This is a genomic window from Micromonospora sp. LOL_023 (assembly GCF_048060115.1).
Lineage (GTDB): Bacteria > Actinomycetota > Actinomycetes > Mycobacteriales > Micromonosporaceae > Micromonospora_E.
Map to the genome: position 1 here is coordinate 98,369 of NZ_JBHMIM010000012.1, position 26,676 is coordinate 125,044.

Genomic DNA, 26,676 nt, shown 5'->3' on the forward strand with positions numbered 1-26,676 from the left:
TCGGCTAGGACGACGGATTCTGATGGGCGAACAGGGCGGCCGCGAAGGCCACGATCAGTACGGCGGCGGTGGCGACGATCAGCCGGTCGCGCAGCAGGGTGCGCACCGGGTCGCCACCGCTGCGGCGCACCAGCACGGCCTGCAGATAGCGGGAGATTCCGAACGTGACGAGCGGCACCGCCGCGAGCAGCAGGGCGTTGCGGTGCACCCCGACCGGGGCGTCGGTGTGCAGGTAGAGCAGGAATCCCATGACCGCGACGGTGGCGTTCACGGTGAGCAGTTGGTCGGCGAGGCCGAGGTTGTAGCCGCGCAGGGCCGGCCGGTGCGCGGCGCCGTCGACGGCGAGTTCCTGGCGCCGCTTGCCGAGGATCAGCACCAGACAGGTGGCGAACACCGTCGTCAGCAACCAGGCCGACACCGGCCCGGCGGTCGCGGCATAGCCGAGCAGTACCCGCAGCACGAACCCGGCGCCGACGACACAGATGTCGACCAGGGGGACGTGCTTGAGCCACCGGCTGTAGGCCAGGTTCAGCGCCAAATAGCCGACCAGTGGCCACCAGGACAGCGCCGGGCCGGCCGCGACGCCGACGACGAGCAACAGAGCGAGCGCGGCGGCGAACGACCAGGCGGTGCCGGGGGTGATCCGCCCGCTGGCCACCGGCCGGGCACGTTTGGCCGGATGACCGCTGTCCAGGTGCCGGTCGGCCACGTCGTTGACCACGTACACCAACGACGACGCCACGGTGAACAACAACACCGCCCACCCGACCCGCCCCACCGTCGCGGCGCTCCAACCTGGGGCGTCGAGCAGCGCGACCGGGACAGCGAGCAGGTTCTTCGACCACTGGTGTGGCCTGGTCAGCGTGGTCAGGTCCGCGCCGGTGCGGCCGGCCCGGACGAACCGGCCGGCCACACCGGCCGGGGTTCGGCCGCCGGTCTGTCCGGTCGCCGTCGTGGAGGTCTCGGGTTGTGCCGCCACCTCGACCGCGCTCATCGGAGCCTCCTGGCTAGAAGAAGAACTTGGCGGCGGCGAGAACGCCCTGCCGCCAGGGGTCACGGCTGGTCCGGCCGCTGGAGGTGGGTGCCGCGCCGCCGGTGCGGTGCGCCTGCCACCAGCGGAACGCCTCCAGTACCGCGTCCTGATTGCTGTGGCGTGGGGTGAAGTCCAGTCGTCGCCGGGCACGGCCGATGTCGACGTACGAGTCGTCCATCAGTTTGTGCAGCAACCGACCGTAGACCGGAGACAGACCGGCGCGCTCGAGCAGGCCGAGGGCGGCCCGGGTCGGCCGGGCCGGCAGCGACACGACCCGTCGGCCGTGGCCGGCGGCGTCGAGCACCGCCTGGAAGTCGTCGCGCAGGGTGCCGAACTGCGCCGCCCCGATGTTGTAGGTGTCGTTGGCGACCGCCGCCGGTGCCCGCAACACGGTGACGATCGCGTCGACCAGATCGGCGACGTGCAGCATCTGGATCCGGACCCGACCGTCGCCGAGCACCGGGAAGTTGCGCCCTTCCTGCGCCCACTGGAACAGCATCGAGAACAGTCCCATCCGGCCCGGACCGAGGAACGTCTTCGGGCGCAACACCGGCAGCACCAGATCGGCGTCGCGGTAGCCCAACGCCAGGCGTTCGGCGTCGGCCTTCGCCGTGCTGTACGTGTCCACCGGCGCGTACGGGTGGTCCTCCGGGGTCGGCACCTGTCTGGGCAGGCCGTAGACGGCGGTGGAGGAGATGTAGACCAGCCGGGGCACGCCGGCGGCGCGGGCGGCGTCGAGCACCGCTCGGCTGCCGTCGACCACGATCGAGCGGATCTGCGCGGCGGGGTAGCTGGGCAGGGCGGCCGCGCAGTGCACGACGGCGTCGACACGACCGAAGGCGATCCGCAGCACCGCCGGGTCACGGACGTCGCCGACCAGGTGCCGGTAGCTGATGCCAGGGGCAGCGGCAGCGGGTTCGCGCAGGTCGATGCCGACCACCTCGGCCCCGTCCCCGGTCAGCCGGGCGACGACCTGGGAGCCGAGCATGCCGGCGGCACCGGTGACCGCGATCACCACAGCGAGCCGACCTTCTGCGCGACGAACCGGGTCAGCAACCGGGTGAGTCCCTGGCCCAGCACCGTTTCGAGACTGTCCAGGAAGTACTCGACGTCGTCGTCCGAGGCGACCAGCGGCGGTCCCACCACCAGCGGGCTGGCACCGTTGAGGGTGTAGTAGGTGTAGATGTCGTGGTCCCGGTAGAGCGCGTTGATCACCGCGCAGGTGACCAGTTTGGTCCGCAGCCGCGGATCCCGGGCCAGACCGGCCGGTGCCAGCTTCGCCGCGAGGTCCAGCGCCTTCGGGCCGCCGTCGATGAACATCCCCCAGAGCGCGCCCGAGCCTGCGACGTCGGCCACCGATTCGGGGTGCTGCTTGGCGATCCGGCGCAGGCCCGCGCCGAGGAGCTCCCCGATGCGCCGCGCCCGGCCCGGATAGTCGTCCTCGACGGCGATGTTGACCGCCTCGATCGCGGTCGCGCATTCCTCGCCGAAGCCGTAGTAGGTGGTCGAGGTGGCGTGCATCAGCGCGTCCACCGGGTTGTCGTACGCCTTACGGAAAATCTGCTCCCGGGCGATATACGCCGAGATCGACGACTTTCCACCACCGAACGACTTCGAAGTGGTCAGCACATCCGGCAGCAGGCCGGGGTGACGCATGAAGTAGAACATGCTCCCGGTCTTTCCCCAGCCGGTGTAGATCTCGTCGAACACGAGGACGATCTGCTGTTCGGTACACAGGTCACGCAGTCCGCGCAGGAATTCCTCCGAGCACCAACGCATGGTGGAGGCGCTGAAGGGCTCGATCAGGATGGCGTACACATCGTCGGGATGCGCGGCAACTGCGTCACGTACCGAGTCGAGGTCGTCGTATCCGAAGGTGACCACGCCAGACAGTCCAGGGTATGCGAAATGGTTCTGGGCACCTCCGGTCAGGCTGCCGGAGCCCAGCAGCTTGCCATGAAAGCTGATGTCGGCACGCAGAATCGTGTTCCGACGACCGTTGTGATACTTGTATGCCAGTTTGACGGCACCCTCGACCGCCTCAGCCCCGGAGTTCGGCAGGAACGACATGTTCAGATCGCCGGGCAGCACCTCGGCGAGGTTGTGCGCCAGCGCCGCGACGTACGGCGAGAAGTAGGTTTTGTGGACCTCCATGCGCCGATGCTCGGCGAAGCGTCGTCGGACCGCCATGATGCGGGGGTGGTTGTGCCCGTGGTTGAGCACGCCCACGCCGCCGGTGAAGTCGAGGATCCGGCGGCCGTCGCGCAGATGCAGGTACGCCCCCTCGGCATGGTCGACCAGCTCACGCCCGAATCCGAAGGAGGTCATCAGGCCGACCTGACTTCGATTGACGAACTGCCGGTACAGATCGTGCACCTGTCTGACCGACAATCCGTCACAGTCTTCGACAGTGAACAAACTCGACATTACCGACCCTCTCTCAAGAACTGACGGAACCCTACACACCGGTGCGGCATACTTCCGCCAGTGGAGATCTTTCCCCCATCGACTGAAGCACCACTGGATCGGCACTGAATCGAGACTGGAACCGGACTGGACGAGATGCTGTGGCAATTGACCAACGCCACCGTCGCGACTAGCGTCACGCCCAGTCCGGTGCGGCACAGTCCCCGGGTGGGTCCGACATTCCAAGGTGGTGTCCGTGCCTGTGCACGTCTCAGTCGTCATTCCGGCCTACAACAGCGAACGCACTCTGCACGCGTGCCTGTCAGCGGTGTACGCGCAGACGCTTCCACCAGTGGAGGTGATCGTCGTCGACGACGCGAGTACCGACCAGACCCGCGAGATCGCCCGCCAGTTTCCGGTCCGGCTACTTCAGACCCCGGTCAACAGCGGTCCGGCGGCCGCCCGCAACCGGGGAATCAAGGCGAGCACCGGCGAGTTGATCTTCTTCGTCGACGCCGACTGCGCACCCACCCCCACTGCGCTCGCGACCGCGCTACGCGTCCTGGCCGACGAGCCAGCCGTCGACTGTGTCCACGGCATCTATCTCACCGAGCCGTTGTACGACGACGGACCTGTCGAGGCCTACCGGCTGTTGCACGCCCACTACTGGCGGGCGATCAACACCGGACGGGTCCGTACCGCCATCTTCGCGCTGTGTGTCGTCCGCCGGTGCGTCTTCGACGATGTCGGTCTCTTCGACGAACGCCTACGTGCCTCGGAGGACGTCGAGATCAGCGACCGGATGGCGGACCGGCACGGCATCTGGTTGTCCGCCGACATGACCTGCCACCACGACGACGACAGCCGGCTTGGCCCGCTGCTGCGCAAGCAGTTCAGCCGCTCGCAGCTGCTGGTGCCGGTCGCGGTCCGGGAACGGGGACCGGCCGGGTTGCGCGCCAACCGCATGGGTGGGGTGCTTGCCACCACCGCCGTACTGGTCACCCTGCCGCTGGTGGTGCTGGCTCCCGTGCTGCTGGCGGTGCCCGGCGCCGGCCTGCTCTGGTTCGCTACCGCCGATCCCGGCCTCGCCCGGTTCGTCCGACGCGAACGCGGCACCGCCTTCCTCGGTCTGTTCCTCTGTCTGCACTTCCTGGTCCATCTGGCGATAGTCGGCGGAGCGGCGGTCGGCGGTACGCGCTTCCTGCTGGACCGGGACTTCGGGCCCACCCGACACGTGACCCCGACGGCGGACCGATGACCGAGCCGGCCGCCGCACCGACCGGTGAACTGCCGCGATGGCGGGCGAAGGTGTTGGAGGCGGCGTTCCTCGGCCTGCGCACCTACCACCGGCTGCAGCCGGTGACCCCGCCCGCCCGGCGGAGCTGGCCGGTGTTCCGGGTGGCCGACGGTCGCGTCGCGCTCACCATCGACGACGGCCCGGATCCCAGGTGGACCCCGGCGGTGCTGACCCTGCTCGCCCGGTACGACGTACCGGCCACCTTCTTCCTGATCGGCGAACGGGTCGCCGAGCATCCCGAGCTGGCCCGCCGGATCGCGGCGGCCGGACACCAGATCGGCAACCACTCGATGCGCCATCCGATGCCGTTCGCCGCGCTGCCCTCCAGCGTCCTGCGCACGGAGATCGACCAGGCGCAGCAGCACATCGTCGACGCCACCGGTGTCGTCCCACGACTGTTCCGGGCGCCCAGCGGCGGATGGTCCACCGATGTGCTGGCCGCCACCGTCGCGGCCGGCCTCACCCCGGTGGACTGGACGGTCAACTCCGGCGACTGGAAGGAGCCCGGGGCCGGTCGCATCACCCGGGTCCTGTCCCGGGCCGGCTCCGGGCACGTCCTGCTCTGCCACGACGGCGGCGGCGACCGATCGCAGACCGTGACCGCGTTGACGACCGTGATCCCCCGGCTGTTGCACCGTGGGCTGCGGTTCGTCCCGGTCCCCGCCCAACCCCCCACCGCCCGGGAGGCGTGATGGCACACCCGATCTTCCGGCTCGCAGCCCGCGTACTCAACTGGCCGCTGCGCGTCCTGGTCCGCCCATACCCCCGGTTGAACGCCGTGGTGTGGGACCTGCAGTACGCGCTGGGCCTGTGGCGTTACCTCGACCACGGCCAGGATCCCACCCCACTGGAGTTCGCCCGACAGGTCGTCCCCCGACCCCGGGTGCTGGACCTGGGCTGCGGCACGACGGTCAACCTGGCGCTGCCCGCCGACGGGTACCGGCACTACCACGGGGTGGACATCAGCCGGGCCGCGATCCGCCGGGCCCGGTCGCTGCGCCGCCCGCGCACCTCGTTCGAAGCCGCCGACCTGCTCAGCTACCGCACCGCCGCCCGCTACGACGCGGTGCTGCTTCGGGAGGTGCTCTACTACTTCACCGTCGACGAGGCGGTCGGGTTGGTACGCCGGTCCGCCGGCTTCCTCGACCCGGGTGGCCAGGTGCTCGTCTGGCTGTACGATGTCGACAGTCCTGGCCTCGCCGACCTACTACGCGCGCTGCGCGGCTGTGGGCTCGCCGTACACGCCGAACTCCCCGCCGGACCGGACCGCCGCGTCGTCCTGGCGCTGGGCACCACCGACCCGGCGGACAGCAACGCGTCGAGTCCGTCGTGACGGCGGCGCCAACGCCGGACACCCAGCGATCGTCGACCGATCCCCGGCTGCTCGCCACCATCGTCGCCGTGGCGGCAGGTGCGGCGGCGGCGGCTCTGCACCACGTCACCGGGATGTTCTGGGGCGACCTCGGCGCGTACCGGGCGGGCGCTGTCGCGGCGGGCGCCGGTGAGCTCTACCAGGCGGTGCACCACACGCCCGACGGCACTGCCCTCGGCTTCACCTACCCGCCGTTCGCCGCCTTGCTGCTCCGACCGTTCGCCGTCGCCGGCCACCTGCACATCGTCGCCGGGATCAAGCTCACCCCGCTGATCTTCGTCGGCTACCTCGTGCTGACCGGACGGTGGCGCGCCGCCGGCATCGCGGTCGCCGCGTTCGCCGCCACCATCGGACTCGGGTTCGCCTGGCGACCGGCGGATTCGGCCCGGTTCTGGTCGGGCGGGCTGCTGGACACCACCCGGGTCACCGGGGACCCCCGTACCATCCTCAACCAGTCGTTGTCCGGCGCGGTCACCCGGATCGCCGACGATCCGCAGCCGGGCCTGGCGTGGCTGATCGTGGCGGCGCTGGCCGGCGCGGCCGGGATGGCGGTCGCCGTGGCCTACCACCGCGCGGGCGACGAGCTGGCCGCCGTGCTCGCCTGCGCGGCGACCGGCCTGCTGATCTCCCCGGTCTCCTGGCACCACCACTGGGTGTGGTGGGTGCCGGCGCTGCTGCTACTCGCCCGGCACGCCCGGGAACACCGGGACCGCGGGGCCACGATCACCGCGATGGTCGTCTGGGTGACTCTGGTCGCCAGCACCAGTTGGGTGCTGGCGAGCCCCGGTGGGTGGGACCTGCGGTTCACCGGCCTCGGTCTGGTTTACAGCAACCTGTACGTACTGCTGGCGCTCACCGGTCTCGGTGCCGCCGCCTGGCGCCTGTACCGCGACAGGTCCGCGGCGGCCGATGATCGTCGATACGCTGTCGCAAGAGTCCACTCCTGATTCGTGAAGGGACACGATCGTGCACACAAGACCGTTTGGAACGACCGGCATGAAGGTCAGCGCCATCGGCCTGGGCGCCTGGCAGCTAGGCCGCTCAACCCAGTGGCCGGACGGACCGGACGAGGCCGAGGCGGTACGGATCGTTCACACCGCCCTGGACAACGGGGTCACCTTCATCGACACCGCACCGGGGTACGCCGACGGGCGCAGCGAGCTCAACATCGGGCGGGCGTTGGCCGGTCGCCGCCGCGACGACGCGGTCATCTGCACCAAGTTCGGCTACCTGCCCGACGGCAGCGACAACTGGTCGTCGACCGAGATCGAGGCGTCGGTGCGGCGCAGCGCCGAACGGATGAACGTCGACCACGTCGACATCGTCGTGCTGCACAACCCGCCGCCGGAGATCCTCGACGGCCGGCGCAGCGACCACTACGAGGTGCTGCAGCGGCTCCAGGACGACGGCGTGATCCGGGCGTACGGCGCCTCGGTCGACTGGAGCGCCGACCTGGACACGGTGCTCGACAGCAGTGCGTCGACCGCGTTCGAGGTGCGGTTGTCCGCGCTGTACCAGGAACCCTGGCCGGCGGTGGGCCGGGCCCGCGACCTGGGTGCCGGCACGATCGTCAAGGTTCCGCTGGAGTCCGGCTGGCTGTCCGGGCGCTACACCACGGACAGTATCTTCACCGACGTACGGGACCGCTGGTCGCGCGACGACATCGCACTGCGCGCCAGCCTGGTCGACGAATTCCGGGCGCTGCTACCCGACGGTGTCAGCCTGCTGTCCGGCGCGTTGCGGTTCCTGCTGAGCTACGACGCGGTGTCGACGGTCATCCCGGGCAGCAAGTCGGTGGCGCAACTGCGCAGCAGCATCGCGGCGGCGGCGGACGGGCCGCTGCCGGCCGCAGCGGTGACCGCCATCCGGGCCTGGTACGACAGCCGGCTCGCCGCCCGACCGCTGGACTGGTGAGGAGTCCACCCTGCCCGGCGTCAACCGCGTTCGAGCAGGTGACCGACCACCTGTGGGGCAAGCATCACCGGGGTGCCGGAGCCGTCGCGTCGCGGGTCGACCGGCGGCAGGGCGACGGATTCGCCTGACCGGGTCGCACCGACCGGGCGTGACCCGATCCAGGCCAACTCCAGCGTCGTCTCCCCCTTGAGGAACCGGTGCACCCGCACCCCGCCGGTGGCCCGCCCCTTCGCCGGGAACCCGGCGAAGGGGGTGACCTTGATCCCGCGTCCGGTCGAGGTGACCACCATCGGCTCCCCGTGCACCGGATCGTCGGTACGCACCGCCGCGAAGAAGAGCGCCTGCGCGTCGGCGGCGAGGTTGACCCCGACCATCCCCCCGCCCTTGAGCCCCTGCGGGCGGACCAGTTTCGCCGCGAAGCGCAGCAGCGAGGCATCGGTGGTGACGAACACCAGGGACTCGGTGCCATCGGTCAGCCAGGTGGCACCGACCACCTCGTCACCGTCGCGCAGCCCGATCACCTCGAACTCGTCGGCGCGCACCGGCCAGTCCGGCGCGCAGACCTTCACCACGCCCTGCCGGGTGCCGAGGGCGAGCCCCGGGGTGTCGCGTTGCGCGGCCGGTGCCAGGCCGACGACCCGCTCACCGGCGAGCAGCGGCACGAGCTCGGCGACCGGCATGCCGCCGGACAGCGAGACGGTGCCGGACCGCTGCGGAAGCACCGGCAACGGCAGTACGTCGGTGCGGACCGCCCGCCCGGTGCTGGTGATCAGCAGCACCTGACCGCGTGCGGTGGCCGGCACGACGGCCTGGACCGCGTCGTGGCGGGCCCGACTGTTGCGCCGGGCGTCCTCGACGGACTCTTCGCTCTCGGCGACGGTCCGGGCGACCAGCCCGGTCGCGGAGAGGATCACCTGGCAGGGGTCGTCGGCGACCTCCAGCGGGCCGGCCGGCACCGACGCGGCCAGCACCTCCTTGAGATCCCCGTCGATCAGCGTGGTGCGCCTCGGCGTCGCGAACTGCTTGGTCACCTGGGCCAACTCGTCGGAGACCACCTTGCGCAGCACCGCCGGGTCGTCCAAGATCCGCGACAGGTCGGCGATCTCGCCGCGCAGCCGATCCTGCTCGGCCTCCAGTTCGATCCGGTCGAAGCGGGTGAGCCGCCGCAGCGGGGTGTCGAGAATGTACCCGGCCTGTACCTCGGAGAGGCCGAACTCGGCCATCAGCGCGTCCCGGGCCGCCCGCGCGTCGTCGCTGGCCCGGATCAGCCGCACCACTCGGTCGATGTCCAGCAGGGCGATCAGCAGGCCCTCGACCAGGTGCAGCCGCTCCTGACGCTTGCGCCGCCGGTAGGAGCTGCGCCGGGCGACCACGTCGTAGCGGTGGGCGAGGAAGGCCTCCAGCAACTCCTTGAGCCCCAGGGTGCGCGGCTGCCCGTCGACCAGCACCAGGTTGTTGACGCCGAACGACTGCTCCATCGGGGTGAGCCGGTAAAGGTCCGCCAGCAACGCCTGCGGGTTGACGCCGATCTTGCACTCGACGACCAGCCGGGTGCCGTTCTCCCGGTCGGTCAGATCCTTGACGTCGGCGATGCCCTGCAGCCGCTTGGTCTTGTTGACCTCCTCGGTGATCTTCTCGATGATGCGTTCGGTGCCGACGCCGTAGGGCAGCTCGGTGACGGTGATCGCCTGGCGGCCGCGGCTGCCTTCCAGTGGACCGATCTGCACCTTGGCACGCATCCGCACCACGCCCCGACCGGTCTCGAAGGCGCGTCGCACCTCGTCGAGGCCGAGCAGCAGGCCACCGGTGGGCAGGTCGGGACCGGGCACGAACTCCATCAGCTTGTCCAGGTCGGCATCCGGGTGACGGATCAGCCACCGGGCGGCCGCGACCACCTCGCCGAGATTGTGCGGGATCATGTTGGTCGCCATCCCGACCGCGATCCCGGACGCGCCGTTGACCAGCAGGTTGGGGAAGGCCGCCGGCAGCACCTTCGGCTCGGTCAGCGAACCGTCGTAGTTGGGCTTGATGTCGACGGTGTCCTCGTCGAGTTCGCCGACGAGCAGCATCGCCGGGCGGGACATCCGCGCCTCGGTGTACCGGCTGGCCGCCGGACCGTCATCGGGCGACCCGAAGTTGCCGTGCCCGTCGATGAGCGGCACGTTGAGCGAGAAGTGCTGCGCCAGCCGGACCATCGCGTCGTAGATCGCCGTGTCGCCGTGCGGGTGGAACTTGCCCATCACGTCACCGACCACCCGGGCCGACTTGACGTAGCCGCGGTCCGGGCGGTAGCCCTGCTCACTCATCGAGTAGAGGATGCGCCGGTGCACCGGCTTTAGCCCGTCGCGGGCGTCCGGCAACGCGCGGGAGTAGATCACCGAGTACGCGTACTCCAGGTAGGAGTCCTGGATCTCGGTCGTCAGGGGGTTGTCCAGGACCCGGGCGCCGGCCTGGTCGAACGCGGACAGGTCGACCTGGGACTGCTTGTTCCTGCTACGTGCCATCGGCTTTTCCAGCGCTTCCTCGGTTGAGCGGGGGCGGTGCTCAGGCGTCGATGTTCTCCTGGTCGACCCGGCTCGCCGAGTCGATCAACCAGTTGCGGCGGGGCTCGACCTTCTCCCCCATCAGCAACTCCAGGGTGCGGTCGGCTGCCTCCGCGTCGGCCAGGGTGATCCGGCGCACGGCGCGGGTGGCGGGGTTCATGGTGGTGTCCCACAGCTCGTCGGCGTCCATCTCGCCCAGGCCCTTGAACCGGGGAACCGGGGTGACGATCTGCCGGCCGGCGCGTTCCAGCCGCCGCACGGTCTGCTCCATCTCCGACTCGGTGAAGGTGAAGATCGTCTCCGCGTTACGACCCTTGGTGGTGATCTTGTGTAGCGGCGGCATCGCGGCGTAGAGCCGCCCCGCCTCGATCACCGGACGGAGGTACTTGGCGAACAGAGTGATCAGCAGAGTACGGATGTGGGATCCGTCCACGTCCGCGTCGGCCATCAGGATCACCCGGCCGTACCGCATCGCCGGAAGGTCGAAGGTACGTCCGGTGCCGGCACCGAGGACCTGGACGATGGCCGCCACCTCGGCGTTGCGCAACGTGTCGGCCAGATTGGCCTTCTGGACGTTGAGGATCTTGCCCCGGATCGGCAGCAGCGCCTGGTACTCGGCGACCCGGGCCATCCGGGCCGAACCCAGCGCGCTGTCACCCTCCACGATGAACAACTCGCTGCGGTCCAACCCGGTGGATCGGCAGTCGACCAGCTTCGGCGGCATGGACGCGCCCTCCAACGCGGTCTTGCGCCGGGCGGCGTCCTTCTGCTGCTTCTGGGTGAGCCGGACCCGGGCCGCGTCGACCACCTTCTGCAGCACGGTACGGGCTTCGGCACGGGTCTTGCGGTCCTCGACCCACGCCTTGATGTGGCGCTCGACGACGCCCTGCACCACCCGGGTGATGCCGGCGGTGGACAGCTCGTCCTTGGTCTGTGAGGTGAACTGCGGTTCGGGGATCCGGACGTGCACGACGGCGGTCATGCCTTCGAGTACGTCGTCGACGGTCGGCGGATCCTCCTTGGGTTTGAGCAGGCCACGGGTGTTGCGGACGGCCTCTACGACAGCTCGGGCCACGCCCCGCTCGAAACCCCGGCGGTGGGTCCCGCCGTGCACGTTGCGGATGGTGTTCGTGAAGCACTCGACCACACGTTCGTAGCCGGTGCTCCAGGCGAGCGCCACCTCGACCTCGGCACGGCGTTCGACGTCGGACTGCATCACCCCGTTGGCGTCGGCCGCGTTCTCCTTGTACGTGCCGGTGCCGGTGATCAGCAGCGTGCCACTGACCGGTCGGTCGGCGTCCGGGGTGAGGAACTCCACCATCTCGGCCAGGCCCCGGGGGTGGTGGAAGACCTCCTCCACCTGTTCCTCACCGGTCGCGTCCCGGAGCACGTAGGTGACCCCGGGCACGAGGAACGCGGTGTTGCGCAGCCGGGTCCGTACCCCGGTGACGTCGAGGACGGCACCGGCGTCGAAGTACCGGGCGTCGTACCAGTAGCGGATGGAGGTCCCGGTCGCCTCGCCGCGCTTCATCCGGCGCACCGTGCGCAGACCGGAAGTCGCGGTGAATCCGGCGGTCGGCCCGACGCCGTCGAACACCCCCGGGACGCCTCGCTGGAAGGACATCTCGAACACCTGGCCAGCGCGGCTGACCTGGACGTCGAACCGCAACGACAAGGCGTTCACCGCCGAGGCACCGACGCCGTGAAGGCCACCGGAGGCTTTGTACCCGGAGCCGCCGAACTTGCCACCGGCGTGCAGCCTGGTCAGCACCAGCTCGACCCCGGACAGGCCGGACCGGCTGTGCACGTCGGTCGGGATACCCCGGCCGTCATCGTCGATCTGCACCGAACCGTCGGCGTGCAGGGTGACCTCGACCCGGCTGGCGTGTCCGGCGATCCCCTCGTCGGTGGAGTTGTCGAGGATCTCGTTGAGCAGGTGTCCGACGCCCCGGCTGTCGGTGGACCCGATGTACATGCCGGGCCGCTTGCGGACGGCGTCCAGCCCTTCGAGGTGGGTGAGGTCGTCTGCTCCGTACAGCGTCTCAGGTTGTGCAGTCAACGCGTCGAACTCCCGGTGCCGGCCAGCTTGTCCCGTCGCGCCGGAGGCACCTGGCCGCCAGCGGGTAGGACTCGGCGGCCGGTGGGCCACCGCCTGACGAGCCTAACCATAGCCCCAGACGACGCCGCGTCGGGCCGGGCCGGGGCCAACCGGCCGGGCGCGGTAGGCCGCCGGTACGGCGATGGAGCCGGTACGCGAATGGCATTCGCGTACCGGCTCCATCGGTGGAGTCCGTCAGCTGGAGCTACAGGATGGTGTCATCCCGCTGCCGGTACCGGTGCCCTGGAAGCCGAACTCGGTCGACTGCCCGGCGGCTATCCGACCGTTGTACGACACGTTGGCGAAGCGCACCGAGCCGGTACTGCCACTGGCCTGGGCGTTCCAGGTGTTGGTGACCGCCGCCCCGGACGGGATCGTCATCGTCACCGCCCAACTGTTGGTGCCGGAGGATCCGGCGGTGACCCGCACGGTCGCCACGAACCCGCCCGGCCACTGGTTGAGCGACACCGTCGCGGAACAGCTACCGCCCGGCGGCTGGGTCGTCGGTGGTGGCGCGGTCGTCGGTGGTGCGGTGGTGGGTGGCGCGGTCGTCGGCGGCGCCGTGGTGGGTGGCGCGGTCGTCGGCGGCGCCGTGGTGGGGACCGGGGTGGCGCTGTTGAGCGCGGCGAGGGTCGCGTCGTACGCCTGCTTCTTGTTGCCGTTGTTGTCGAACAGCAGCGGCGTGCCGCTTGCCCGCCACGAGTCGCTGTCCCGGATGCCCCACACCGTGATACCGGTGCAGCGGGCCACCGCCAGGCAGTCGTTGACCACACCACGGAAGCTGTTGGCCTGCGCCGAACCCGAACCCTCGATGTCCAGCTCGGTGATCTGCACGTCCACACCCAGCGCGGCGAAGCTCGACAACGTGGTGCGGTAGTTCGACGGGTACGGCGAACCACTGTTGAAGTGCGACTGCAGACCGATGCAGTCGATCGGCACGCCTCGCTGCTTGAAGTCGCGCACCAGGTTGTACGCCGCCTGCGTCTTGGCCCACGACCAGTTGTCGATGTTGTAGTCGTTGTAGCACAGTTTCGCGCCCGGATCGGCCGCCCGGGCGGCCCGGAACGCCGCCTCGATCCAGTCGTTACCGGTGCGCTGCAGGTTCGAGTTGCGCCGGCCGCCGGAACTACCGTCGGCGAGCGCCTCGTTCACCACGTCCCACGAATGGATCTTGCCCCGGTAGTAGGTGGCGACCCGGGTGACGTGGTTGAGCATCGCCGACCGCAGGGCGGATCCCTCCATGCTCTGCATCCAGCCCGGCTGCTGCGAGTGCCAGGCCAGGGTGTGACCCCGCACCGCCATGCCACGCGAGATCGCGTGGTTCACGATCCGGTCACCGTTGGTGAAGTTGAACTGGTTCTGCTGCGGCTCGGTCGCGTCGAGCTTCATCTCGTTCTCGGCGGTGACGCTGTTGAACTCCCGGTTCAGGATGTTCACGTACGTCGAGTCGCCGAGCTTGTAGGCCGCGACGGCGGCACCGAAGTACCGCCCGGACTGGGCCGCAGCCGCCCCGAGGGTCGCCTCGGCAGCGCTGGCGGACGTCGCGTACAGCATGGCGGTGCCGGCCGCGAGGGCGACGACCGCGATCGAGGCCAACGCGGCCCGGGGGCCTCTTCTCCTCGATCTGCTGGCGGATTGATGGATCATGTCTGTGATTGCCTCTCAGTGCGGGATCAGGACGGCACGAACCTCAGCAACACATCGACTTTGGTCGAAGTCCTGTCGAGCGATGCTAACGGAAATGTTCCGGTAGCTCAATGAGTCGCGGCGCCGGGCGAGTGGACTCGCAAGACCGGTGGCACACCAGGGAGTACCGCCTCGTCAGCGATTTTCCGGCAGCAGGCGGCACCGGAACATTTCGAAACTCTCGGTCGCCTGGCCGGCATCAGCCCGGGCCGGCGGCCAGCCGGCCCCTGACTTCGACTTCGGCGGCTCCCGCCGGTACGAGGACCAACGGGCGCCCACCATGGCGACCACCGTCGCCCGCGCCCGCGCGATGACGCAGCGGTACCTGTCGCGCTGCGGCGTCAGTGGTACCCGCCGCGCCCGGACAATGCGGCATGGAGACCCGCCGGTCAGCTGCGACTCGCCCGACCGCTGTGTGGAACTCTGTCAGATCCGAGCCCGTGGAGGAAGAAGCGTGTCCCAGATTCCCACCGTCACCCTCGATGACGTGCACGACGCCGCCGACCAGATCGCCGGGGTAGCGCACCGCACCCCGGTGCTGCGCTCCCGGACGCTGGACGCGCTGGCCGGCGCCGAGGTGTTCATCAAGTGTGAGAACCTGCAGCGGATCGGTGCGTTCAAGTTCCGCGGCGCCTACAACGCGATCTCCCGGCTCTCACCCGCGCAGTTGGCCAGGGGCATCGCCGCCTACTCGTCGGGTAATCACGCCCAGGCCGTCGCCCTCGCCGCCCGGGAGCTCGGTACCACCGCGGTCATCGTCATGCCACAGGACACCCCGGAGTCGAAGATGGCAGCGGTGACCGGCTACGGAGCAGAGGTCGTCACCTACGACCGGTACACCGGCGACCGGGTCGCCATCGGTGCGGCGCTGGCCACCGACCGGGGCCTGGCGCTGATCCCGCCGTACGAGCATCCGCATGTCATCGCCGGACAGGGCACCGCCGCCCTGGAACTCATGGCGCAGGTGGGGCCACTTGACGCGTTGCTGGTGCCCGTCGGCGGTGGCGGACTCGCCGCCGGCACCGCCGTCGCCGGCAAGGGAACACAGCCCGGGATCCAGGTCATCGGAGTCGAACCGACCGCCGGCGACGACACCAGGCGGTCGCTTGCCGCTGGCCGGCGGGTCGCCATCGCGGTGCCCCGCACCATCGCCGACGGCCAGGCCGCCGAGACCCCCGGGGAGTTGACCTTCTCGATCAACCAGCGGCTGCTCGACGACATCGTGCTGGTCGACGACGACGAGATCCGCGCGGCGATGCGGTTCGCCTTCGACCGGATGAAGATCGTCGTCGAGCCGAGCGGGGCCACCGGCCTCGCCGCGCTGCTCGCCGGGCGGCTGGCCCCGGCACCGGCCCGGATGGGGTTGATCATCTCCGGCGGCAACATCGACACCAGGCGCTTCATGACTCTGCTGGGCCCGGCCAGCTGACCGCTGCCGGCCACCCGACGGTCGGGTGGCCGGCACGGTAGTCACACCGGCGCGCCGCGACAGCGCACGCTCGGCGACTACAGCGACCGCTTGTTGAGCAACAGGTTCGGGGTGCCGGACAGGCTACCGGTCACCACACCGGTGGATCCGTTCGAGACGATCCAGTCGTGCACCGTCGACTGGGTCGCGTCACCGTACGTGGCCTTGTAGAGCGCCGCGACGCCGGCGGCGTGCGGCGACGCCATCGAGGTGCCGTTCACCGATTTGGTGGTCGAGGTGGGGTACGTCGAGACGATCGACGACCCCGGAGCGTAGATGTCCACACACGAACCGGTCGACGAGTAGCTGGCCCTGGCGTCCGTCGAGGTGGTGGCCGCGACCACCAGTGTGGCGGTGAGATTGCGCGGCAGCCGGTCACACGAGTCGCCGCCCGTGTTGCCGGCGGACGCGGCGAGAAAGACCCCGCTGCCCATCATCCGGGTCAGCGCGGTGGCCAGGGTGGCGCTGTAGGTGTAGTTCCAGGAGGCATTCGCCACCGCCGGCCTGACCGCATTCGCCGTCACCCAGTCGACCGCGCCGATGGCGCTCGACAGGGTGCCTCCACCGGAACAGTTCAGCCACTTCACGCCGTGGAGCCGGATGTTCTTCGCGACGCCGTACGTCGTCGAGCCGATGGTGCCGGCGACGTGCGTACCGTGTCCGTTGCAGTCGGTGTCGTTGCCGTCGATCGAGTTGTACGCGAACTGGGCCCGGCCGCCGAAGTCCGGGTGGTTCGCCTGGATTCCCGAGTCGATGACGTACGCGTGCACCCCGGCACCGGTCGAGTCGTAGGTGTAGCTCGACGACAACGGCAGGCCCGCCTGGTCGATCCGGTCGATCCCCCACGTCGGCGGGTTGGTCTGGGTCGCGTCGACCACGTTCGACTGCATCACGTCACGTTCGATGCTCAGCACGTCGGCGTTGTGCGACAACTCGGCCACCTGGGCCGAGGTGAGCCGGGCCGCGAAGCCGTTGAGCGCGCTACGGAAGTACGCCGTCGGGCGCGCCCGCAACGCGCGGACCGGCACTGCCGCGTCGGTTCCGGGCTTCATCGTGACGACGTACGCCCCGGCAATGACGGTGACGTCCGACGCGGCCCGCGGGGTGGTGATCGGCAGCGCGATGGCCCGGTACGGCCCGCCGGCAGCCATCGCCGGCTGCGGCGGCGCGAGCAGGGTGATGACGACGGCGGCCGTGCTGGCGGTGGCGGCAGCCACGACGCGACGCAGGCGTCGTAGACGTGCTTGTGACACAGAGCCTCCTCAGGGCAGATCATCTGGCATAGATGATCATTCGCGATGACGACAGGCTATATTGATCCACCTGATCCGATAAGAGATCAGCGGCTACAGGTTTGTTGAACCTCACCCACCGCGGGCGATCCGCCGGCCCGGTCCGGCACCTAGGGTCGTCCAGGGACGCACCGAGCGGGAGGTGAGGCGTCGATGGCCGACACACTCGAGCACGCACTCGACCAACTGGCCCGAAGCGACGGGTCCGTCCTGGTCCGGCTGCCACCACATCTGCGCGGCACCGTCCGGTTCGACGTGCGCTGCGAACGGGAGACGACCCACTGGTTTGTCAGCCTGGACAATGGGAAGGTCCAGGTGTCGTCGACCGGTGCCGAACCCGACGCGACGATCATCGGTGACCGTGCCCTGTTCGATCGGCTGGCCTGCGGACAGGACCGGTTCATCCCCATGCTGTTCCGTAACGCACTCGTGGTGGAGGGAGACCTGGGCATCGCGGACCAGATCTCGAGAGTCCTGTTCGCGGGTGCCCCGCCCGGGCAGCACCCGAAGGACTTCGCCGCCGATAGGGGTGCAGCGCATGAACGAGAAGACAGTCAGCATCCTGGACGGGAACACGTTCGTCGTCACTGACGAACGCGGCGACGTCACCCAGTCACCCGATTTCCCGACCGGGCTGTTCTCGTTCGACACCCGGTTCCTGTCGACGTGGGTGCTGCTGGTCGACGGGGATCGGTTGAACGTCCTGTCCCGCGACGACCTGCATTTCTTCGAGACCCGCTTCTTCCTCGTTCCCGGCCGCCCCACCCACTACGTCGACGCCAAGGTCTCGGTCATCCGCGAACAGTCGATCGGGGCGACGTTCGTCGAACGCCTCACGGTGTTCAACCACGACATCGCGCCCGCCGCCATCTGCCTGCGGGTGGAGATGGACACCGACTTCGCCGACCTGTTCGAGATCAAGGAAGTCCAGGGCAAGCAGGGTGTGAAGACGGCACACCGGGAGCACGGCGAACTGCGCTACACCTACCAGCGGGAGGCCTTCCGCCGCGACACCATCGTCTCCAGCACCTCGCCGGTGCGCATCGACGACGGCGGTATGACCTTCGACATCCGACTGGAGCCCCGCGGTCAGTGGCAGACCGAACTCCGGGTCGACCCGATCATCAACGGCGGTGACTGCGAATCGCCCACCGTGTGGGGCGCCTACCGGCGCCGTGCCCGGCCCCAGATGCGCCAAGAGCTGGAACACTGGCTCGACCGGTCACCGCAGTTGCTGACCGACAGTGAACCGCTGCAGACCGCCTACGAGCGCAGCCTGATCGATCTGGCCGCGATGCGCTACGCGTCGCTGACGGCCACCGGTCCGATCCCCACCGCCGGGCTGCCCTGGTTCATGACCCTGTTCGGCCGCGACAGCATCTTCATCAGCCTGCAGACCATGCCGTTCCTGCCCCTGCTGACCCCGCCGGTGCTCCGCCTGCTCGGGTCGCTGCAGGGTGGCAGCCTCGACGACCTGCGCGAAGAGGAACCCGGCAAGATCCTGCACGAGCTGCGGTACGGGGAGTCGGCGGCCTTCCAGGAGCAGCCACACACCCCGTACTACGGCTCGGCCGACGCCACGCCGCTGTTCGTCGTGCTACTCGACGAGTACGAACGGTGGAGCGGAGACGCCGACCTGGTCCGCGGCCTCGAACGTCAGGCCCGCAACGCCCTGCACTGGATCGACGAGTACGGCGACCTGCTCGGCAACGGCTACATCTCCTACTGGCGGCGCAACACCCGCAACGGGCTGGAGAACCAGTGCTGGAAGGACTCCTGGGACTCGATCTCGTACCGGGACGGTCGCTTGTCGGCGCTACCGCGCGCCACCTGCGAGTTGCAGGGGTACGCCTACGACGCGAAGGTGCGCGGTGCCCGGCTGGCCCGCGAGTTCTGGAACGACCCGGCCTACGCCGACCGGTTGGAACGGGAGGCCGCGGACCTCAAGTGCCGGTTCAACCGTGACTTCTGGGTCGCCGACGGCGAGTACTACGCACTCGCGCTGGACCCCGACGGCACCCCGGTGGACGCCCTGTCGTCGAACATCGGCCATCTGCTCTGGAGCGGAATCGTCGACTCCGGGCGCGCCCGCAGGATCGCCGACCACCTGCTCGGACCGGACATGTTCACTGGCTGGGGCGTACGCACCCTGGCCGAGAGCCAGGCGCGATACAACCCGGTCGGCTACCACGTCGGCACGGTCTGGCCCTTCGACAACTCGATCATCGCGTGGGGTCTGCAACGCTACGGCTTCGCCGCCGAGGCGGCGCGCATCGCCGAAGGCATGATCGACGCGTCGGAGTACTTCGACGGGCGCCTGCCCGAGGCGTTCGCCGGCTACCGGCGGGAGACGACCGGGTACCCCGTCGAGTACCCGACGGCGTGCAGCCCGCAGGGCTGGTCGGCGGGGGCGATGCTGCTCCTGCTGCGGACCATGCTCGGGCTTACCCCGTACGCGGACCATCTGGGGGTCGACCCACATCTACCAGCCTCGATACCACGGATCGAGCTGCTCGACGTTCCCGGCCGGTGGGGGCGGGCAGATGCCCTCGGCCGACGTGCCGAACACCGCAGCCGGCAGCACACCCGTCTGTTGGCCCGCCTCGGTCACGGCGGAAGCCACTACTAGCCCGCCGGGCGCCGGGCGCCGAAGCAGCCGAATCGCCCCGGCGCGGCCGGAGCCGAGCCGGGTCACCCCTGCCGTTGTCGCGCCCGATCGACGAGGTCCGTGCCGCGCTCGCCGACGGCGTCCGCGTCGACCGCCAGATCCGGATCGCCCGCCGGCCGGGGTACGCAGAGCCACAACGCCGCCGGCCGCACCGTGGCCCGCAGGGCACGGCCCGGGTCGATCAGATCACCGTCGAGCTCCCTGGGCTGGTCACGGTCGCTCGAGACGGTGACCTCGCGACCCCGGTACGTCTGCATCCGGGGCACCCGGCCCCGGCCACGGGCCAGCGCCCAGCCCAGCACCAGCCAGTGCCGGACCGTACGCGGAGTGAGCACGGCGACGTCGAGCAGCCCGTCGTCTGGCTCGGCGTCGGCCAACAGGGTGACACCGCCCTGCAACCGACCGACGTTGGCGACCAGCACGGTGCGCGCCCGTGCACGGATCAGCGGCTGGTCGTCGATCTGCAGCCGTACCCGCATCGGCCGGTCGCGCAGGTGCCGGACGGCGCCGGCGAGGTACGCCGGCCAGCCGATCCGCGCCTTGGCCTTCTCGGACGTGGCGGCGAGCATCTTGGCGTCGAAGCCCATCCCCGCCATCACCACGAAGTAGCGGCCGTCCTCCAGCTGGCCGACGTCCAGCCGTCGCTTCCCACGGTCGACCGCCACCTGCAGGCCGGCGGCGAGGTCGGTGGACAGCCCCAGATTGGCGGCGAGCAGGTTGCCGGTGCCGGCCGGCAGGATCGCCAGCGCCACATCAGTGTCGACCAGCGCCGCGACGCAGGACATCACGGTGCCGTCCCCGCCACAGGCGAACACGACGTCGACGCCGGCCTCGACCGCCTGTCGAGCCTGGCCCTCGCCCGGGTCGTCGACCGTGGTCGACATCCAGACCGGCTCGGCCCAGCCGGCCTCGGCCAGGGCGACCTCGACGGTCGAGCGCAGTCGGTCGAGGTCGGCGACCTTGGCCGGATTGACCACGACGGCGCAGCGGAGCACGTTCGGTTGCTCGTTCACCGCGTCAGTCTGTCCGACGCGACCTGCCCTGGCCAGTCGACCAACCGACCGGCCAGGGGTCCGGCGCCCAGGCGGTCAGGTCAACTGGTCACCCGGAAGGTCGCATCGCTGCGGCCCTGCGCGTTGGTGATCGGATCGAGCCGCAGCAGGTAGCCGTAGTGCCGGATGTAGCGGTCGGGGAAGTTGTAGGACTGGAACGACGTCCACGACGGGTCGGCCAACCCGGCCACCCGCCGGAAGCTGGCGTCCGCCGCGAAGGTCGTGGTGCCGTCGTTGGCCGCCAGCACGAAGTCGTACCCGTAGTGCCGCAGGAAGTAGCCCGGGTAGTTGACCGATGCGAACGACACGTGTGCCGATCCGCCGGCCAGGCCGGGGACAAGACGGAACTGGGCGTCCTGGGCTGGGCTGGGGTTGACGTCGATCCGGACGTCGAAGTTGGCGTGCCGGACGTAGCGGTCCTGGTGGTTGTAGGACTGGATGCGGTTGACCGGCACGGTGGATCCCCAGCGGTCGAGCACCCGGGACTGCTCGGCGGCGGTCAGGTTGAGGATCGATCCGTGTCGCTTGCGGGTGCCACCCATGTTGAAGTCGGATCGGGTCCGGAAGTTCTGGGTGGCGCCCAGGTTGGTCGAGGTGACCGGCAGATAGCCGCGGCCGGTCGCGTACTGGTCCAGCCACAGCACCCATTCGTTGCGGCCGTTGAACTGGGCCCACATCGGCCCCTCGACGACGTTGCCGCCACCCGTGCCGTTGGAGATGCCCAGGTGCGAGAGGTTGCCGAGCATCGTCCAGGAGCCGAGGATCGAGTTGCTGGCCTCGATGGTGATGTGGCCGTCGGCCGACGCCCGGTAGTAGCGGTAGCCGCCGACGCTGCCCGGCACCTCGATGATCTGGGTGTCGATGATGCCCTGGCCGGTGCCTCGGTCCAAGTAGAGCTGCGGGGCGGTGACGGTACGGAAGTCGCTGGTCCGCACGTACCAGATCCGGTGCTTGGTCACCCCGTCACGGGCGGAGTTCGTCGCCCAGTAGATGACGTAGTCGCCGGTGGCCGGGTTGTAGATGGCCTCGGGCGCCCAGGCGTTACCGGCTCCGGCGATCCCGCCGGCGACGTTGAGTAGTCGCGGGGCGGACCAGTTGACCAGGTCGGTCGACTCCCACACCACGATCGAGGTGCTCCCCCGGTTGGCCGCGTCGTTCCACGACGTACCGCTGGCGATCCGCAGGTCCGTCGCGATGATCCAGTACCGGTCGCCGGCGGGTGACCGGAGAAGGACCGGGTCCCGTACGCCACGGGTGCCGACGGTGGAGAGCAGGACCGGGCTGCCGTTGTTGAGGTCGGTCCATCGCAGGCCGTCGGTGCTGTGCGCGAGGTAGATCTGCTCACCGGTGGCCGACTCACCGGTGAAGTGGGCCATCAGATACCCGGTGAACGGGTCGAGCGCGGCGGCTGGCTCCGGCGCGGCGACCGACCAGGAGGTGAACAGCAGACAGGCCGCGGCGAGGGTGGCCCCGAGCCGGGTATGTAGCAGACGGTGACGGATTCTCGACATCGGGTCTCCCGCTGAGGTGGAGGGCAGGTCGGTCGGGTGCGGTCGATGGGTGGTCCAGGGCTGGTCGCGCCGGTCAGGTCAGCGGTTCGGCGCGACCGGAACGATGCTGCCGTCGGCGGCGAACTCCATCCGGTCGATGGCGATCTCCCGGTTGGTGCCGTGCCGGCCGGCCTGGCGAACCGGTGGTACGTGATGGGCCAGGTGTCGCTGCCCTGGGCGCGGACCACCGGGTGATGTTCGGTGCCCTTGACGCCGGCCGCGAGCCGCTTCTGCAGCACCACACCCCGGTAGGGCACGCCCGGGTCGGGACGGAGTACTGGCCGCCACGGATCAACGGCTGGTCCCACGCGTCGCGGAACAGCCCGACCGGCGAGTCCGCCACGGCGACGCCGAGGTGCCTGACCGTGTCCCCGCTGGCCGCCCCGCCGGAGAAGTGGAGGCAGTGGCGGCCGTTGAATGTGGTCAGGTGCGGGTCGGCGAAGAGCCCGGGGATCACCGGCCCCTGGTTCGTCGGGGGTGCCAGCGGCGCGGCGATCCGGAATGAGCTGTCCGCCCGGAAGGCCTCGCAGTCGAGGTGCCGCAGGTACCGGCCGGATAGTTGACCGATGCCAGTGACCGCGCTCCGGCCGGTAGGGGAGCGGCGCTCGCCGTGCCGCTGACGCCGAGGATCATCACGCAGCAGATCGCCGTCGACAGGCCGGGAGCAGGACACAATCACATCGGCACACTCCTGTGTTAGCGCTAACACGCTGGTCGACAGACCGTTAGATCGCTATTGCCAACTGAGATCGATAGTGTTAACTGACCAAGCCATGGCTGTCAATACCTGGACGGTACGGACATCCGGCCCGCCGACGCCCGGCGGTTCCAGCGGCCGCCGCCGGCCAGCTCGGCCCGTTATGGTGGTGCATGCTCGACGGACTCGTCTCCCGCGCGCGCCGCCTCGTTCCCCGCGACGGCCGGCTGATCCTCGGCATCGCCGGCTGTCCCGCGGCCGGGAAGTCGACCCTGGCCCGGATCCTGGTCGACGAACTGGACCGGCACGGGGACACACCAGCGGCACTGGTGCCGATGGACGGATTTCATCTGTCCGACGCAGCCCTGACCCGGCTCGGCCGGCTCCACCGCAAGGGCGCCGTCGACACCTTCGACGGCGACGGCTACCTCGCCCTGCTCCGCCGGCTCCGTGCCGACCGGCAGCGGACCGTCTGGGCACCAGGCTTCGAACGCGACATCGAGCAACCCATCGCCGGGACCATCCCGGTCGACCCCCGGGTCCGGCTGGTCGTCACCGAAGGCAACTACCTGCTCGCCGAGGAGCATCCCTGGTCGCAGGTACGCACCGAACTGACCGAGGTGTGGTTCTGCCACCTCGACGAGACGGTCCGCCGGGACCGACTCGTCCGCCGGCACGTCGAGTTCGGGAAGTCCGATCAAACGGCCCGCAGCTGGGTGGCCGTTGTGGACGACCCGAACGCACGGCTGATCGAGGCCGGCCGCCACCGGGCAGACCTGGTCATCGACATGGCCCGGCTCGGGACGATCGATGCCGAAGCGCCGACCGCACCCGCGGTTGGCCCGGGTCCGGCGAGGTGAGGTGGCCGCGGCTACTCCCGCCAGCCAGCCAGTTCGACCCCCTTGGACAGTTCCACCCGGAAGCCAAGCACGACCTCGCCGCTGTCGCCCGGCGCGAGCGACAGCCGCCAGATCAGCTCACCCAGCTCCGAACGCTCGACCGGCGACGGCACGATGGTCGTCTCCCGCACCGCCACCGCGTCATCGCGCGACACCGGGAGCTGATCGCGCACCTCGACAGTCGCCGGGCGGGGCGTGTGGTTGGCGACGGTGATCCGGTACTCCATCTCCCGCCGCCGGGTCGACCCGAGCGTAGCCTTCGTCTCCACACGCCGAGACAACTTCCGCTCCACCCGCAGCCGGTCGTCCACCCCCAGCGCCAACTCGGTCTCCTCACCCGGCGCCCACGCCGGCAGCCTGGTGGACGCGACGAAGTCGGCATCGTGGAACACCGAGGCGGGACCGGGCAGCAGCGCGTGCTCCGACGTGTTGCGTACCGTGGCCCGCAGATGCGCCTCGGCGGCGCGGACCGGTGCGGTGACGTGGTCCAGCCTGGCCGGCAGTTCCAGCACCGCGATGGTGGCCCGGTGCGCGCTGCCGTCGGCCGGCACCGCCACCGGTCGGGCCGGCCGGTACGTGGCCGCGCTGACCCCCTGCTCGACCTCGGCCACGGTCTCCCGCAGTTTGCGGTGGCTCGCCGCGGAACGGGCCCGACCGCCGCCGGACGCAGCCGCAGCGAGTGCCGGCGGCTCCGAGATCTCGACCGGCATGTCCATCGATACCGCGAGCGGGGGTGCCGGCCGGAACCGGTCGAGATACCAAGGTGACAGTTCCGGTACGCCGGTCGTCGCCACCGGCCGAGCGGTGGAAAGCTGCAGGTCGCACTCCGGCCAGTCCTCCCCCGTGCTCTGGCTGACCATGCCGAACCAGGTGACAGTCATGGTGTGGTCGACCAGCCGCAGGTCGTAGGAGGGTTGCCAGCTCGCCCCATCCACCAGGTAGCTCAGCTCCAGTTCGACATCAGCCTCGTCGACCTCCACCGCCACGATCACCTCGACGGCGAGCCGGTCCGGCACCCGTTTGCCCTGCGCGGCGTCGAGGTCGCGCCCGAGGGCTGCCGACTCCTCCGCCAGCTCGATACGCTGACGGGCCACCAGGCGTCGCCGGGCTCGCGATTCGGCCAGCTGGGCGGCCACCGAGTCGGTGAAGGCCGCCACGTCGCTCGGTGCCGCGTCGCCAGCGGCCAGGGCGCGGGCATACGTGCCACCGGCCCGCTCGACCAGCCGGCCGAGGAACTCACCGCGCTGCTCCTCGATCCCATCCGCGTCGTCCACCTCGGCGAGTTCGTCGGCCAGTTCGCGGCGACGCTGCTCCAGGCTGACCACCTGAGCGTCGGTGCTGCGAGCCTGCCGCCAAGCGGTCACGTCGACGCCGAGCACGGTAGCCGGGCCACGGCCGCCCACCCGGACCGAATCCCGCCGAAGGCCGAGCGGGAGGGGCGCGACGCGCACGCGGTGCCGGCCGGCGACCAGTTGAATACCGCCGCGTCGGGTGATCCGGGCCCGGTCCGGATAGACAGTGACGCCGACGACGGGTGCAGCTATCTCCGTAGTGTCCACCGCGGCGACAGTAGCCGAGCCCCGCTCCCTTATCGGCGGCGGAGCTCAGCTGTCGGTGGCCTCCGCCTCCCGGTTGGAGCACCCGTCATCCTGCCGCCCGGTCGGAAGGATGACTCCCTCGGTCACCCTGCCTGCCGATCCAGGCCGAGAAGCCGACCCCGGCAGGCCAGCACGCGACGACAGCGTCCATCCGGAGAACGCATCAGGGCTTGCGGGCGACAGCCCCGTACGCGTCGATCCGATCGGCACCCGAGTCGTCCGGACGCCACTGGGTTATCGGCACCAAGCCGGGTTCCACCGGCACCAAGCCTTCGAAACAGCTGGCAAGCTGCTCCGGGCTGCGCAGGACGTAGGGGACGCCACCGCTCTCCACCAAGGTGTCGGCGCCCTGGACCACAGCGGGACTGGTATCCGCACCATCCCACAACACGAGGTAGCTGCCGGAGACGGCGCTGCCCATCATCCGATTCACAATAGCCTTCACCACGACCAGATCTGGCTCGTACCCCATGACCCCCATGAACAGCACCGCGACCGGGTCCTGCAGATTAAGCACTGTCCGGGCCTCGGCCAGGATCTTCCCCGGCTCATGGTAGTCGGCATCCACGTACGTGATCAGACCGTCGGATCCCGAGCCGGTCAGCAGCGCGCGGGCATGCACCAGGACCAACGGATCGTTGTCGACGTAGACGATTCGTGACTCGGGCGCGACCTCCTGAGCCACCTCGTGCGTGTTCTGCATAGTGGGCAGACCGGTGCCGACATCGATGAACTGCCGGATGCCCGCCTCAGCGGCCAGAAACCGCACGGCACGGATGAGGAACTGACGAGACTGCCGAGCCATGACCGCGATCTCCGGATACACGTCGGCCACCGCGTCCCCGGCATCGCGGTCTGCCTTGAAGTTGTCCTTACCGCCCATCCAGTAGTTCCACATCCGAGCGGCGTGGGGCACCTCGATCTGGAGCCTCGAGGATAGTTCGGGATCCTGCTCGGGCATCGCGCGAGCTCCTGACGGGAAGGGTTCCATGGGCCGGATGATGGCGCGGCACCATGATGGACTGGATCATCCTAGACGAGTAGTTCCGATGTCCGGTCAGTGGTCGTAGGCGATCAGGGACCGGGTGACGGGTGCGCCGGTC

Annotated in this window: 20 protein-coding genes; 9 read left to right on the plus strand and 11 right to left on the minus strand. The window is 69.8% G+C overall.

The window, feature by feature from the left end; genetic code table 11:
- Positions 1-4: 4 nt before the first annotated feature.
- Genes ACFHVL_RS09090 through ACFHVL_RS09100 form a run of 3 tightly spaced genes read right to left on the minus strand, consistent with a single transcriptional unit; the run spans position 5 to position 3,361 of the window.
- Positions 5-994 carry a UbiA prenyltransferase family protein gene (locus ACFHVL_RS09090; protein ID WP_416626932.1) on the minus strand — a complete coding sequence of 330 codons (990 nt, stop codon included), beginning with the start codon at positions 992-994 and terminating at the stop codon, positions 5-7.
- A gap of 13 nt (positions 995-1,007) precedes the next feature.
- Positions 1,008-2,051: an NAD-dependent epimerase/dehydratase family protein gene (locus ACFHVL_RS09095; RefSeq protein WP_416626934.1), complete on the minus strand. Its 1,044-nt coding sequence runs from the start codon at positions 2,049-2,051 to the stop codon at positions 1,008-1,010.
- The gene (locus ACFHVL_RS09100; RefSeq protein ID WP_416626936.1) at positions 2,045-3,361 is read right to left on the minus strand and encodes an aspartate aminotransferase family protein; all 1,317 of its coding nucleotides are present in this window, start codon (positions 3,359-3,361) and stop codon (positions 2,045-2,047) included. The genes ACFHVL_RS09095 and ACFHVL_RS09100 overlap by 7 nt, the downstream gene beginning before the upstream one ends.
- Positions 3,362-3,686: 325 nt before the next feature.
- On the opposite strand from ACFHVL_RS09100, the gene ACFHVL_RS09105 reads away from it, so the two are divergent.
- The 5 genes from ACFHVL_RS09105 to ACFHVL_RS09125 are packed head-to-tail and all read left to right on the plus strand — an operon-like array spanning position 3,687 to position 8,022.
- Positions 3,687-4,697 (plus strand): glycosyltransferase family 2 protein, encoded by a 1,011-nt coding sequence (locus ACFHVL_RS09105; RefSeq protein WP_416626938.1) that lies wholly within the window; start codon positions 3,687-3,689, stop codon positions 4,695-4,697.
- Positions 4,694-5,428 (plus strand): polysaccharide deacetylase family protein, encoded by a 735-nt coding sequence (locus ACFHVL_RS09110; RefSeq protein ID WP_416626940.1) that lies wholly within the window; start codon positions 4,694-4,696, stop codon positions 5,426-5,428. Before ACFHVL_RS09105 ends, ACFHVL_RS09110 begins: the two co-directional genes overlap by 4 nt.
- Positions 5,428-6,069, plus strand: coding sequence for a class I SAM-dependent methyltransferase (locus tag ACFHVL_RS09115; RefSeq protein ID WP_416626941.1), 642 nt, complete (start codon positions 5,428-5,430; stop codon positions 6,067-6,069). The genes ACFHVL_RS09110 and ACFHVL_RS09115 overlap by 1 nt, the downstream gene beginning before the upstream one ends.
- Positions 6,066-7,055 carry a glycosyltransferase 87 family protein gene (locus ACFHVL_RS09120; RefSeq protein WP_416626942.1) on the plus strand — a complete coding sequence of 330 codons (990 nt, stop codon included), beginning with the start codon at positions 6,066-6,068 and terminating at the stop codon, positions 7,053-7,055. The genes ACFHVL_RS09115 and ACFHVL_RS09120 overlap by 4 nt, the downstream gene beginning before the upstream one ends.
- A gap of 49 nt (positions 7,056-7,104) precedes the next feature.
- A complete protein-coding gene (locus ACFHVL_RS09125) occupies positions 7,105-8,022 on the plus strand; it encodes an aldo/keto reductase (RefSeq protein ID WP_416626943.1) in 918 nt (305 codons plus the stop codon).
- 20 nt (positions 8,023-8,042) lie between these two features.
- On the opposite strand, the gene ACFHVL_RS09130 is transcribed toward ACFHVL_RS09125, so the two are convergent.
- The 3 genes from ACFHVL_RS09130 to ACFHVL_RS09140 all read right to left on the minus strand — a co-directional run bounded on the left by ACFHVL_RS09130 (position 8,043) and on the right by ACFHVL_RS09140 (position 14,310).
- Complete coding sequence (locus ACFHVL_RS09130) at positions 8,043-10,526, minus strand: DNA gyrase/topoisomerase IV subunit A (RefSeq protein ID WP_416626945.1); 2,484 nt, start codon at positions 10,524-10,526, stop codon at positions 8,043-8,045.
- 40 nt (positions 10,527-10,566) lie between these two features.
- Positions 10,567-12,624 carry a DNA gyrase/topoisomerase IV subunit B gene (locus ACFHVL_RS09135; RefSeq protein ID WP_416626947.1) on the minus strand — a complete coding sequence of 686 codons (2,058 nt, stop codon included), beginning with the start codon at positions 12,622-12,624 and terminating at the stop codon, positions 10,567-10,569.
- 234 nt (positions 12,625-12,858) lie between these two features.
- The gene (locus tag ACFHVL_RS09140) at positions 12,859-14,310 is read right to left on the minus strand and encodes an endo-1,4-beta-xylanase (RefSeq protein WP_416626949.1); all 1,452 of its coding nucleotides are present in this window, start codon (positions 14,308-14,310) and stop codon (positions 12,859-12,861) included.
- Positions 14,311-14,803: 493 nt separating this feature from the next.
- On the opposite strand from ACFHVL_RS09140, the gene ACFHVL_RS09145 reads away from it, so the two are divergent.
- A complete protein-coding gene (locus ACFHVL_RS09145) occupies positions 14,804-15,778 on the plus strand; it encodes a pyridoxal-phosphate dependent enzyme (protein WP_416626951.1) in 975 nt (324 codons plus the stop codon).
- A 77-nt stretch (positions 15,779-15,855) separates the two neighbouring features.
- Here the strand turns inward: ACFHVL_RS09145 and ACFHVL_RS09150 are convergent, their stop codons facing one another.
- Positions 15,856-17,070 (minus strand): S8 family peptidase, encoded by a 1,215-nt coding sequence (locus ACFHVL_RS09150; protein WP_416626952.1) that lies wholly within the window; start codon positions 17,068-17,070, stop codon positions 15,856-15,858.
- A gap of 192 nt (positions 17,071-17,262) precedes the next feature.
- Between ACFHVL_RS09150 and ACFHVL_RS09155 the strand changes: the two genes are divergently transcribed.
- Together ACFHVL_RS09155 and ACFHVL_RS09160 are read left to right on the plus strand one after the other, a co-directional pair.
- Positions 17,263-17,700 carry an SCP2 sterol-binding domain-containing protein gene (locus tag ACFHVL_RS09155; RefSeq protein ID WP_416626954.1) on the plus strand — a complete coding sequence of 146 codons (438 nt, stop codon included), beginning with the start codon at positions 17,263-17,265 and terminating at the stop codon, positions 17,698-17,700.
- A complete protein-coding gene (locus tag ACFHVL_RS09160; RefSeq protein ID WP_416626956.1) occupies positions 17,648-19,738 on the plus strand; it encodes a glycogen debranching N-terminal domain-containing protein in 2,091 nt (696 codons plus the stop codon). The genes ACFHVL_RS09155 and ACFHVL_RS09160 overlap by 53 nt, the downstream gene beginning before the upstream one ends.
- Positions 19,739-19,800: 62 nt before the next feature.
- Here the strand turns inward: ACFHVL_RS09160 and ACFHVL_RS09165 are convergent, their stop codons facing one another.
- Positions 19,801-20,790 (minus strand): diacylglycerol/lipid kinase family protein, encoded by a 990-nt coding sequence (locus ACFHVL_RS09165; protein WP_416626958.1) that lies wholly within the window; start codon positions 20,788-20,790, stop codon positions 19,801-19,803.
- 80 nt (positions 20,791-20,870) lie between these two features.
- On the minus strand, positions 20,871-22,340 hold the full coding sequence (locus tag ACFHVL_RS09170) for a glycoside hydrolase family 43 protein (RefSeq protein ID WP_416626960.1): 1,470 nt from the start codon (positions 22,338-22,340) through the stop codon (positions 20,871-20,873).
- 909 nt (positions 22,341-23,249) lie between these two features.
- Here ACFHVL_RS09170 and ACFHVL_RS09175 point away from each other — a divergent pair.
- Positions 23,250-23,936, plus strand: coding sequence for a nucleoside/nucleotide kinase family protein (locus tag ACFHVL_RS09175; protein ID WP_416626961.1), 687 nt, complete (start codon positions 23,250-23,252; stop codon positions 23,934-23,936).
- Between the two features lie 11 nt (positions 23,937-23,947).
- On the opposite strand, the gene ACFHVL_RS09180 is transcribed toward ACFHVL_RS09175, so the two are convergent.
- Together ACFHVL_RS09180 and ACFHVL_RS09185 are read right to left on the minus strand one after the other, a co-directional pair.
- Positions 23,948-25,534 (minus strand): DUF4139 domain-containing protein, encoded by a 1,587-nt coding sequence (locus tag ACFHVL_RS09180; protein WP_416626962.1) that lies wholly within the window; start codon positions 25,532-25,534, stop codon positions 23,948-23,950.
- A 202-nt stretch (positions 25,535-25,736) separates the two neighbouring features.
- Entirely contained in the window at positions 25,737-26,534 is a 798-nt protein-coding gene (locus tag ACFHVL_RS09185; RefSeq protein ID WP_416626964.1) for an SAM-dependent methyltransferase, read from the minus strand.
- Positions 26,535-26,676 lie beyond the last annotated feature (142 nt).

Excerpts from the sequence above, each read along its gene's own strand:
- ACFHVL_RS09090 (WP_416626932.1), bottom strand. The coding sequence starts at position 994 with ATGAGCGCGGTCGAGGTGGCGGCACAACCCGAGACCTCCACGACGGCG.
- ACFHVL_RS09100 (WP_416626936.1), bottom strand. The coding sequence starts at position 3,361 with ATGACCTCCTTCGGATTCGGGCGTGAGCTGGTCGACCATGCCGAGGGG.
- ACFHVL_RS09110 (WP_416626940.1), top strand. The coding sequence starts at position 4,694 with ATGACCGAGCCGGCCGCCGCACCGACCGGTGAACTGCCGCGATGGCGG.
- ACFHVL_RS09115 (WP_416626941.1), top strand. The coding sequence starts at position 5,428 with ATGGCACACCCGATCTTCCGGCTCGCAGCCCGCGTACTCAACTGGCCG.
- ACFHVL_RS09125 (WP_416626943.1), top strand. The coding sequence starts at position 7,105 with ATGAAGGTCAGCGCCATCGGCCTGGGCGCCTGGCAGCTAGGCCGCTCA.
- ACFHVL_RS09130 (WP_416626945.1), bottom strand. The coding sequence starts at position 10,526 with ATGGCACGTAGCAGGAACAAGCAGTCCCAGGTCGACCTGTCCGCGTTC.
- ACFHVL_RS09140 (WP_416626949.1), bottom strand. The coding sequence starts at position 14,310 with ATGATCCATCAATCCGCCAGCAGATCGAGGAGAAGAGGCCCCCGGGCC.
- ACFHVL_RS09155 (WP_416626954.1), top strand. The coding sequence starts at position 17,263 with ATGGCCGACACACTCGAGCACGCACTCGACCAACTGGCCCGAAGCGAC.
- ACFHVL_RS09160 (WP_416626956.1), top strand. The coding sequence starts at position 17,648 with ATGAACGAGAAGACAGTCAGCATCCTGGACGGGAACACGTTCGTCGTC.
- ACFHVL_RS09170 (WP_416626960.1), bottom strand. The coding sequence starts at position 22,340 with ATGTCGAGAATCCGTCACCGTCTGCTACATACCCGGCTCGGGGCCACC.
- ACFHVL_RS09175 (WP_416626961.1), top strand. The coding sequence starts at position 23,250 with ATGCTCGACGGACTCGTCTCCCGCGCGCGCCGCCTCGTTCCCCGCGAC.
- ACFHVL_RS09185 (WP_416626964.1), bottom strand. The coding sequence starts at position 26,534 with ATGCCCGAGCAGGATCCCGAACTATCCTCGAGGCTCCAGATCGAGGTG.